A 10,774-nucleotide genomic window follows, 5' to 3' on the forward strand; every position below is an offset into this window, starting at 1 on the left:
CCCAGTGCTTCACCCGTTCGTGTCGCCCTTGCGGGGACGCGGAACTGACACGCGCTCACCCGCAACTGGGCCGCGCACGGGGGTCAGTTCTGCGAGGGCACCGACTGTGTGCTGCCCGTTCCCGGCTCCAGGGCGTCCAGTGCCCGCCGCAGGCCGGTGAGTTTGCGTTCGAGATGGGCCGCGGTGGCCACGGCCGCCGCGTCCGCCGACTCGTCGTCCAGCTGCTTGGACAGGGCCTCGGCCTGCTCCTCGACCGCGGCGAGCCGCGCCGAGAGCTCGGCCAGCAGTCCCGCCGGTTCCTTCGCCTCACCGGCCGGAGCCTTGGAGGCACCGCCCTCCAACTGGAGCCGCAGCAGCGCCGCCTGCTCCCTCAGCTGGCAGTTCTTCATGTACAGCTCGACGAACACGGAGACCTTCGCGCGCAGCACCCACGGGTCGAAGGGCTTGGAGATGTAGTCGACCGCGCCCGCCGCATACCCCCGGAAGGTGTGATGCGGACCGTGGTTGATCGCGGTGAGGAAGATGATCGGGATGTCCCGGGTGCGCTCGCGCCGCTTGATGTGCGCCGCCGTCTCGAAGCCGTCCATGCCCGGCATCTGCACGTCCAGCAGGATCACCGCGAAGTCGTCGGTGAGCAGCGCCTTGAGCGCTTCCTCCCCGGACGATGCCCGCACCAGCGTCTGATCGAGCGCGGAGAGGATGGCCTCCAGCGCCAGCAGATTCTCCGGCCGGTCATCGACCAGGAGGATCTTGGCCTTCTGCACCATGGCCCGCCCTCCTCGCCCCGGCTTGGGGCCTCCCCTGTCCTCAGGACTCGTGGTGACACCGTCAGGTGCCGCCCCGGGGGACGGCTCCCTTGCGCCGCCCGTCCTCGTGCCGGTCATGGTAGCCGCACCCCGCCCGTCGCCACACCCTGTCACCGCGATGTCACTGTGCACGTAGCAGAAACGTAGCGGGAGACCAGAAGGTTCCCCGAATCCCGTACTTCTACACGGCTTCGAGCACACTGAGTCAGCAACTCCGCGTGAACGCGGAAGGTTCTCGCAGCATCCACCCGAAGCCCGACCGATCCCGTCACGCGACCTGCATCCGCACCGGTCACGCGCCCCGCATCCACTGCTCCATCACCGACAACAGATGATCGGGGTCGACCGGCTTGGTGACGTAGTCGGAGGCGCCCGACTCGATCGCCTTCTCCCGGTCGCCCTTCATCGCCTTCGCGGTCAGCGCGATGATCGGCAGGCCCGCGAACTGCGGCATCCTGCGGATCGCCGTCGTCGTCGCATACCCGTCCATCTCGGGCATCATGATGTCCATCAGTACGACCGTCACATCGTCGTGCTGCTCCAGGACCTCGATGCCCTCGCGGCCGTTCTCGGCGTACAGCACCGACAGTCCGTGCTGTTCCAGGACGCTGGTGAGCGCGAAGACGTTGCGGATGTCGTCGTCGACGATCAGCACCTTCTCACCGCCGAACCGGATCCCGCGCCGCACTTCCGGCGCCGGGCTCTGCGCCGTCGCCGCCTGCCACTGGTCCAGCTGGGGCCGCTGCTCGGCCTCCGGCAGGGTCCTGCGGCGGCGCCTGAAGAGCGCCGCGGCACCGTTCTGCGTCTCCTGGTACGACTTCACCTCGGCCGGCGTCTCGATCTCGACGTCGGGGCGGCCGTTCTCGGAAGCGATCAGGTCACCGACGTCCAGGGCGACCACGGGCTGCTGATAGCCCTGCGGGGGCAGTTCGCTCGGGTGCAGCGGCAAATACAGCGTGAACGTCGAACCGCGTCCCGGCTCGCTCTGCGCGTGGATCTCACCACCGAGCAGCTGGGCGATCTCCCGCGAGATGGAGAGCCCGAGACCCGTACCGCCGTACTTCCGGCTCGTCGTGCCGTCGGCCTGCTTGAACGCCTCGAAGATCACCCGCATCTTGCTCGCGGCGATCCCGATACCCGTGTCGGTCACCGAGAACGCGATCAGATCGGCGTCCGGGTCCCGCAGCGAACCGGTCTCCAGCAACTGCTCACGGATCTGCATCGGCACATCCGCGCCGGCGGGCCGGATGACCAGCTCCACCGCCCCGGAGTCGGTGAACTTCACCGCGTTGGACAGCAGATTGCGCAGCACCTGAAGCAGCCGCTGTTCGTCGGTGTGCAGCGTGGCGGGCAGCTCCGGCGAGACCCGTACGGACAGGTCGAGGCCCTTCTCCGCGGTCAGCGGCCGGAAGGTGGCCTCCACGTAGTCCACGAGCTGGACGAGCGCGATACGCGTCGGGGAGACGTCCATCTTGCCCGCCTCGACCTTCGACAGGTCGAGGATGTCGTTGATCAGCTGGAGCAGGTCGGAGCCGGCGCCATGGATCGTCTCGGCGAACTCGACCTGCTTCGGCGAGAGGTTGGCGTCGGCGTTGTCGGCGAGCAACTTGGCCAGGATCAGCAGCGAGTTGAGCGGCGTCCGCAGCTCGTGCGACATGTTGGCGAGGAACTCGCTCTTGTACCGCATCGACACCGCGAGCTGCTCGGCACGCTCCTCCAGGACCTGCCGCGCCTCCTCGATCTCGGTGTTCTTGACCTCGATGTCACGGTTCTGCTGGGCCAGCAGCTCGGCCTTCTCCTCCAGTTCGGCGTTGGACGACTGGAGGGCCTTCTGCCGGTTCTCCAACTCCGCCGACCGCTCCCGCAGTTGCTCGGTCAGCTCCTGCGACTGCCGCAGCAGCACCTCGGTCTTGGTGTTGACGGAGATGGTGTTGACGCTGGTCGCGATCATCTCGGCGATCTGGTTGAGGAAGTCCTTCTGGATCTGCGTGAACGGCGTGAAGGACGCCAGCTCGATGACGCCGAGCACCTGGCCCTCGAACAGCACCGGCAACACGATCACCTGCGCGGGCGGCGCCTCCCCGAGCCCCGAGGAGATCTTCAGATAGCCGCTGGGCGCGTTCTCCACGAGGATCGTCCGCCGCTCCTGCGCGGCCGTCCCGATGAGCGCCTCGCCCGGCCTGAAGGACGTCGGCATCGACCCCATGGAGTAGCCGTACGACCCGAGCATGCGCAGTTCGTACGACTCCTCCTGGTCGCCGCTCGCGTCCTTGCCGTCAACCAGCGGCATCGCCAGGAAGAAGGCCCCGTGCTGCGCGGACACCACCGGCGTCAGCTCGCTCATGATCAGCGAGGCCACGTCGGCGAGGTCGCGCCGGCCCTGCATGAGCGCGGAGATACGGGCCAGGTTGCCCTTGAGCCAGTCCTGCTCCTTGTTGGCGATCGTGGTGTCGCGCAGGTTGGCGATCATCTTGTTGATGTAGTCCTGGAGTTCCTGGATCTCCCCGGACGCGTCCACGTCGATCTTCAGGTTCAGGTCGCCACGGGTCACCGCGGTCGCCACGCGCGCGATGGCACGCACCTGCCGGGTCAGGTTCCCGGCCATCTCGTTCACGGACTCGGTGAGGTCGCGCCAGGTGCCGTCGACGTCACGCACGCGTGCCTGGCCGCCGAGCTGTCCTTCGGTGCCCACCTCGCGGGCGACTCGGGTGACCTCCTCGGCGAACGAGGACAGCTGGTCGACCATCGTGTTGATGGTGGTCTTGAGTTCGAGGATCTCGCCCCGGGCGTCGATGTCGATCTTCTTCGTCAGGTCGCCCTTGGCGATGGCCGTGGTCACCATGGCGATGTTCCGCACCTGACCGGTCAGGTTGGACGCCATCTGGTTCACCGACTCGGTGAGGTCCTTCCACGTACCGGCCACACCCGGCACGCGCGCCTGCCCGCCCAGGATGCCGTCCGTGCCCACCTCACGGGCCACCTTGGTGACCTGGTCGGCGAACGAACTCAGCGTCTTCACCATGGTGTTGAAGGTGTCGGCGAGCTGCGCGACCTCACCGCGCGCCTCGATCGTCACCGTCCGGGTCAGGTCACCGTTGGCGACGGCTGACGCCACCTGGGAGATGTTCCGCACCTGCATGGTCAGGTTGTTGGCCATCAGGTTCACGTTGTCGCTGAGGTCCTTCCAGATGCCCACGACACCGGGCACATGGGCCTGGCCGCCCAGGATGCCCTCGGTGCCCACCTCACGGGCCACCCGGGTCACCTGCTCGGCGAAGGACGACAGCTGGTCCACCATCGTGTTGACGGTGCTGACGAGCTCGAGGATCTCGCCCTTGGCGTCGACGGTGATCTTCTTCGACAGATCGCCCTTGGCGACCGCGGTCGTGACCTCGGCGATGTTGCGCACCTGGATCGTCAGGTTGTTCGCCATGAAGTTCACGGACTGCGTGAGGTCCTTCCAGGTGCCGGAGACCCCCTGCACCTCGGCCTGGCCGCCGAGGATGCCCTCGGTGCCCACCTCACGGGCCACACGCGTGACCTCCTCGGCGAAGGAGGAGAGCTGGTCGACCATCGTGTTCAGGGTGTTCTTCAGCTCAAGGATCTCGCCGCGCGCGTCCACGGTGATCTTCTGGGACAGGTCACCCCGGGCCACCGCGGTGGCGACCTGCGCGATGTTGCGCACCTGGCCGGTCAGGTTGGACGCCATGCCGTTCACGGAGTCGGTCAGGTCGCGCCACACACCGGCGACGCCGGGCACCTGCGCCTGTCCGCCCAGCCGTCCCTCGGTGCCCACCTCGCGGGCCACCCGGGTCACCTGGTCGGCGAATGCGGAGAGCTGGTCGACCATCGTGTTGATGGTGTTCTTCAGCTCAAGGATCTCGCCGCGCGCGTCGACGTCGATCTTCTGGGACAGGTCACCCCGCGCCACCGCCGTCGTCACCTGGGCGATCTGCCGCACCTGCGAGGTGAGGTTGCCACCCATGAAGTTGACGGAGTCCGTGAGCTCCTTCCACGTCCCCGAGACCCCCGGCACGACGGCCTGACCGCCGAGACGGCCCTCGGTGCCCACGTCACGGGCCATCCGCGTCACCTGGTCCGCGAAGGCCGACAGCTGGTCCACCATCGTGTTCACGGTGTTCTTCAGCTGAAGCATCTCGCCGGACACATCGACGGTGACCTTCTGCGACAGGTCACCATTGGCCACCGCCGTCGTCACCTGCGCGATGTTCCTCACCTGTCCGGTGAGATTCCGGAACGCCGTGTTGACGGAGTCGGTGAGGTCCTTCCACGTACCGGCCGCGCCCGACACCTGCGCCTGACCGCCCAACTCACCCTCGACACCGACCTCGCGCGCCACACGCGTGACCTCGGCACCGAACGCCGACAGCTGGTCCACCATCCCGTTGACGGTGTTCTTCAGCTCCAGCATCTCGCCGGCCACGTCCACGGTGACCTTCTGCGACAGGTCACCGTTGGCCACCGCCGTCGTCACCTGCGCGATGTCCCGTACCTGAATGGTCAGGTTCCGGAAGACCGTGTTGACCGAGTCCGTCAGGTCCTTCCACGTCCCCGCCGCACCCGGTACGTTCGCCTGCCCGCCGAGCTGCCCCTCGGCACCGACCTCGTTGGCCACGCGTGTGACCTCGTCCGCGAAGATCCGCAGCGTCTCGGTCATCTGGTTGATCGTGTCCGCGAGCTGAGCGACCTCGCCCCGCGCCGACACGGTCACCTTCTGCGACAGATCACCATTGGCGACCGCGGTCGTCACCTGGGCGATCCCACGCACCTGGGCCGTCAGATTGCCGGCCATCAGGTTCACCGAATCGGTGAGGTCCTTCCACACACCCGCCACACCGGGCACCTGCGCCTGCCCGCCCAGCTCACCCTCGACGCCCACCTCGCGCGCGACGCGGGTCACCTCGGAGGAGAAGGACGACAGCTGGTCCACCATCGTGTTGACGGTGTTCTTCAGTTCGAGCATCTCGCCGGCCACGTGAACCGTGACCTTCCGGGACAAGTCACCCTTGGCGACGGCCGTGGTGACGAGCGCGATGTCCCGCACCTGCGCCGTCAGCCGGTACGCCATCGTGTTGACGGAATCCGTCAGATCCTTCCAAGAACCGGACATACCGCGCACCTTGGCCTGTCCGCCCAGCTTGCCCTCGGTGCCCACCTCGCTGGCCACGCGCGTGACCTCGTCGGTGAACGTCGACAGCTGGTCGACCAGGTTGTTGACGGTCCGCCCGACCTTGAGGAACTCGCCCCGCAGCGGATGCCCGGACCCGTCCGCCGCCTGTGTCCGCAGCTCCATACGCGGCGACAGATCGCCCTCCGCGACCGCGGAAAGCACCCTGCCGACTTCCGAGACAGGTCGTACGAGATCGTCGACCAGGGCGTTGGAAGCGTCGATGGCGGTCAGCCACGACCCCTCACAGGCGCCGATTTCCAGCCGTTCCGTGAGTTTGCCCTCACGGCCCACCATCCGCCGCACCCGCGACAACTCACCCGTCAGATGCAGATTCCGGTCGGCCACCTCGTTGTAAACAGCGGCGATCTCGGACAACACGCCGTCGCCGGACACCGTGAGCCGCTTCCGGAAGTTCCCGTCACGCATCGACACGAGAGCCGCCAGCAGTCGGTTCAGGGCAGCCGTGTCCACCGCGGTGGTCCCACCGCGCGGTTTGCGCTGGTTATTCAGGGACTGTCCGCCTTTCGCGCGCGTTTTAGTGCCCCGCGTCGCTGCGCCAGACTCCACTGTGTCCCTCCCGCAGGGGTCGACCGTTACTGCTGTGCTCCGGTACTACTGTTCGACGTACCAGTTAATGCTGCGCTTTTCTGGCGGATAGACCAGGCCGCATCCCGGGCTGCTGCCCACACTGCGCGGACCACACTCAGCCTGCCCGGACTTTCACAAGAAGCTTGCCCAGTGTTTCACCCTGGCTGAACCAGGCCATAACAGTTCGGCAGCTTCGCACATCGTCCGCACACCCTCCGGACGGAAACACTGGTGACCGGCATCCGCATGGACGGGGAAGGTAAGTAACCTTGCATGCGGCTGTCCAGCCGCGCCGGTCCGTCCGGCCTTGGGCGGTGGCACGAGAACGAGCGGGCATCGGAGGGGCGGCCGCACAAAATGACCACCGGACTAATCCCTGGGGGACACCCCCCGGACCGCCGGCCGACGGACGGCCTGCCGCACCAGCGGCACGAGCCGGTCGGCAGCGCAGCCCTGCACGTCGACAACCGGTCGAGGAGTTCTGTGATCACCGCGCGCGCGGCCGCCAGCTTCGAGCCCGTCGGGCGCTCGGTCGCGAGCGCCCGCTCCTTCGTCCGCGACACACTCCAGGGCTGGGGCTTCGCGGACATCGTCGACGACGCGGTGGTCCTCACCAGCGAACTGGTGACCAACGCCGTGGTGCACGCCGGCACCACGGCGGACGTGCTGTGTCTGCGCAGCGACGACGGCGTGCGCATCGAGGTCGCCGACCGCTACCCCGAGCGCGAGGTCCCCCTCCAGGGCTCCCTCGCCACCATGGGCAGCCCCGACCGCGAGGGCGGCCGCGGCCTCCAGCTGTGCGCGGCCCTGGCCGGCCGCTGGGGCGTCGAGTACACGCCCACGCACAAGCAGGTCTGGTTCCAGATCGCCCTCCCCGAACGCCAGGTGGGCACCCGCGCCGCCGGCCCCTCGCTCCCCGCGGACCTCCTCCCCCTCGCCGACGGCCGCGTCCGCGTCGCCGTCGTCCAGATCGACCGTACGGCGGCCATCTCGGCCTGGAACGAGGACGCGGAGGAACTCTTCGGATACCCGGCCGAGCAGGTCATGGGCAAGCCCCTCACCGACCTCGCGGCCTGGCCGCACACCCCGGGCACCAGCACGGGCATCGCGGAGGCGCTCCAACTCTCCCGCTGGGAAGGCAGTTACGGCATAAGGGGCGCCAACGGCCGCGTCATCCCGGTGTACGCCTCGCACCTCCGCGTCCGCGACACGGGCGGCGAGCCCTCCACGGTCTGCCTCCTGGTCCGCGACCACGAACGCGCGGTCCTCCAGACCCCGTTGCGCATCCCTGCCGACGCATCAACCTCCTCCGACGGCCAGAGCACCGACCCCTTCGAGGTGTTCATCGGCTCCCCGGCCCCGGACGACCTCGACGGCCTCCTCCAGCGCACGGTGGAACGCGCCCGCGACATGCTCGACGCCGACTCGGCCTTCCTGCTCCTGGCCACCGACGACGAAACGGAGTTGGAGGTCCGCGCCTCCACCGGCCTGCCCTCCGCCCGCCAGCGCTTCGCCCGCGTCCCCGTCGAGGCGGGCCCCGGCCGCTACGGCTCGGCCCGCATGCCGGCCGTCCACGAAGACCTCACCGCGGTCCCGGGCGCCGTCCCGCTCCTGAACGGCACCGGCATGCGCTCGGTCGTCACCGTCCCCCTGAAGGTCGAGGGCCGCCTCACAGGCTCCCTCGGCGTCGCCGCCGAAGGCCCCGGCAGATACTCGAACGAAGAGGCGCTGCGCCTCCAATTCGCTGCGGACCGCATCGCGTTGGCCGTCGAGTCGGCCCGCCTCGGCGAACTGGAACGCCTGCGCCGAGGATCGCTCAGCTTCCTCGTCGAGGCCTCCGACCTCCTGGCCGGCACCCTGGACCGCGACCAGACCCTGGCCCTGATGGCCCAGATGACCGTTCCGACCCTGGCCACCTGGTGCGCGGTCTACACGATCGCCGACCAGGCCTCGGAGCCCTACCTGTCGTACGTCCTGCACGAGGACGAGGAACTCATCGACGGCATCAAGTCGTTGCTCTCGAAGATCTCCCCACCCGACCCGGTACCCACCCCGGGCGCCCGCGTCTGGTCGGCCCCCGCCGAGGCGGCCCACCAGGCGGCCCTGCGCACCTCTATGCGCAGCCTGGGCCTGGGCGAGCCCATCAGCCGCCTCAGCGCGGGCATCGGCCCGACCCTCGCCACCGCATCAGCGGTGGGCGGCGAGACGGTCGTCCTCCCCCTCGTGGCCCGCAACCGCGTCATCGGCATGCTCACCCTGGGCAAGCCGACCGACGAACACTTCCGCCAGGAAATCCTGGAACTGGCCGAGGACTTGAGCCGAAGGGCCGCGCTCGCCCTGGACAACGCGCGCCTCTACTCCGAGCGCACAGCCATCAGCCAGTCCCTTCAGCGCAGTCTCCTGCCGCCCGAGCTCCCCGAGATCGACGGCGTCGAGGTCGAGGTCATCTACCGCGCCGCCGGCGAGGGCAACGAGGTCGGCGGCGACTTCTACGACGTCTTCCCCATCAGCGACGGCGCCTACGGCTTCGCCATCGGCGACGTCTGCGGTACGGGCCCGAACGCGGCGGCGGTGACGGGCCTCGCCCGCCACGCCCTGAGGCTGCTGGCCAGAGAGGGCCTCAGCGGCCCGGCCGTCCTGGAGCGCCTCAACTCCGCGATCCTCGACGAGGGAGCCCGCAGCCGCTTCCTGACGCTCCTCTACGGCGAGATGCGCCCCCAGGAGGACGGCAGCGCCGAACTGAAGGTGGTCTGCGCCGGCCACCCCCTCCCGCTCCGTCTCCGCCAGGACGGCACGGTCGAACCGGCCGCCGAGCCCCAGCCGCTCCTGGGCGTGATCGAGGACCTTGAGCTCTACGAGCAGACGGTCACCCTGGACCCGGGCGACGTCCTGCTGTGCGTCACCGACGGCGTCACCGAACGCCGCGAAGGTACCCGCATGTTGGGCGACGACGGCCTCACCGACGTCCTCACGACCTGCACCGGCCTGACCGCCGGCGCGGTCGCCGCCCGCATCATGCGCGCCGTGGAACGCTTCGCGTCCGACGCCCCGTCCGACGACATGGCGATCCTGGCCATGCGCGTCCCGGGCCTCCACAAGGACTGAGAAGGGTACGCAAAAGGCCCCGCCCAATCGGGCGGGGCCTTTCAGTTTGAGCCCCCTAACGGAATCGAACCGTTGACCTTCTCCTTACCATGGAGACGCTCTGCCGACTGAGCTAAGGGGGCCTGTCACCTTCGAGGTCTCCCTCGCGGCAACGGAATAGATCATACCCCGAACAGAGGGGTGTTCCCAACCACGCCCACGAGGTACGAAGCCCGATCAGAAGGCCGCCTGAAGCAGCCCCCCGAGCGCATTGCACGCGCCCACGACCCGCTGCATGTCCCGCTTGGTCAGGGACGCGTCCACCGGCAGCGCCAACGTCTCGTCCGCCGCCCGCTCCGTCTCCCGCAGCGACACACAACGCCGGAACTCGGGCAGCCGATGCACAGGCGTCTTCACCGGCACCCGGCACTCAACACCCTTGCCCCGCAAGGCACGAGCGAAAGCATCACGATCGGGCCGCCCGTTCCCGGGCACCCGCACGACGTACTGCTGATAGGTGTGCCCGTCACCGCCGTCGGGCGTACGCACACCCTTCAACTTCCCATCGAGGTAAGCCGCCCGCTCCCTGCGCTGAGCGACCTCGTCGTACGGCGCCTCGGACTCGCCCTGCTCCAGTACGAGCAGCCCATGGCGCTGTCCCAGAGCGTGCAGCGCCGCGATGCCGGCTCGCCGCCCGAATCGATGTACGACGATCACGGCCGCGGTCCGCGCGGTCACGGCCGCCTCGACAGCGGACGCGTTGAGGCAGTAACTGACCGGATCTATGTCGGCGAACACCGGAAGCGCACCGGCCAGGACGACGGCCTCGGCGACCTCGACATTCCCGAAGGCCGGCACCACGACCTCGTCACCGACTCCGACGCCGGCGGCCCTGAGCATTGCAGCAGTACCCATGCTTCGGATGGTCGGTGCGGAACGTGAACTTCAAGTGACGCAGAACAAAAAAGGGTTGGACCCCGAACCGAAGTTCAGGATCCAACCCTTTGAAGAATTGTTCGGCGGTGTCCTACTCTCCCACAGGGTCCCCCCTGCAGTACCATCGGCGCTGTAAGGCTTAGCTTCCGGGTTCGGAATGTAACCGGGC

General features: G+C 68.4%; 4 protein-coding genes, 1 tRNA gene and 1 rRNA gene. 1 reads left to right on the plus strand and 5 read right to left on the minus strand.

The genetic code is table 11. From position 1 onward, the window contains the following. Nucleotides 1-83 precede the first annotated feature (83 nt). A complete protein-coding gene (locus ACFY0U_RS08890; protein WP_388632330.1) occupies nt 84-767 on the minus strand; it encodes a two-component system response regulator in 684 nt (227 codons plus the stop codon). 331 nt (nt 768-1,098) lie between these two features. Further along, on the minus strand, nt 1,099-6,564 hold the full coding sequence (locus ACFY0U_RS08895) for a HAMP domain-containing protein (RefSeq protein WP_388632332.1): 5,466 nt from the start codon (nt 6,562-6,564) through the stop codon (nt 1,099-1,101). A gap of 378 nt (nt 6,565-6,942) precedes the next feature. Between ACFY0U_RS08895 and ACFY0U_RS08900 the strand changes: the two genes are divergently transcribed. After that, entirely contained in the window at nt 6,943-9,690 is a 2,748-nt protein-coding gene (locus ACFY0U_RS08900; protein WP_388632335.1) for a SpoIIE family protein phosphatase, read from the plus strand. A 49-nt stretch (nt 9,691-9,739) separates the two neighbouring features. Here ACFY0U_RS08900 and ACFY0U_RS08905 read toward each other — a convergent pair. The 3 genes from ACFY0U_RS08905 to rrf all read right to left on the minus strand — a co-directional run. Then, nucleotides 9,740-9,812: transfer RNA gene (locus ACFY0U_RS08905), tRNA-Thr, on the minus strand. Between the two features lie 94 nt (nt 9,813-9,906). Beyond that, the gene (locus ACFY0U_RS08910; RefSeq protein ID WP_388632402.1) at nt 9,907-10,569 is read right to left on the minus strand and encodes a DegT/DnrJ/EryC1/StrS family aminotransferase; all 663 of its coding nucleotides are present in this window, start codon (nt 10,567-10,569) and stop codon (nt 9,907-9,909) included. Between the two features lie 114 nt (nt 10,570-10,683). Beyond that, a 5S ribosomal RNA gene (gene rrf, locus ACFY0U_RS08915) occupies nt 10,684-10,774 on the minus strand; the annotation flags it as partial.

Source organism: Streptomyces sp. NPDC001536 (genome assembly GCF_042894505.1).
Lineage (GTDB): Bacteria > Actinomycetota > Actinomycetes > Streptomycetales > Streptomycetaceae > Streptomyces.

Bases quoted from the DNA above. Each gene is read 5' to 3' on its own strand.
- ACFY0U_RS08910 (WP_388632402.1), bottom strand. From the start codon at position 10,569: ATGCTCAGGGCCGCCGGCGTCGGAGTCGGTGACGAGGTCGTGGTGCCG.
- ACFY0U_RS08900 (WP_388632335.1), top strand. From the start codon at position 6,943: ATGACCACCGGACTAATCCCTGGGGGACACCCCCCGGACCGCCGGCCG.
- ACFY0U_RS08890 (WP_388632330.1), bottom strand. From the start codon at position 767: ATGGTGCAGAAGGCCAAGATCCTCCTGGTCGATGACCGGCCGGAGAAT.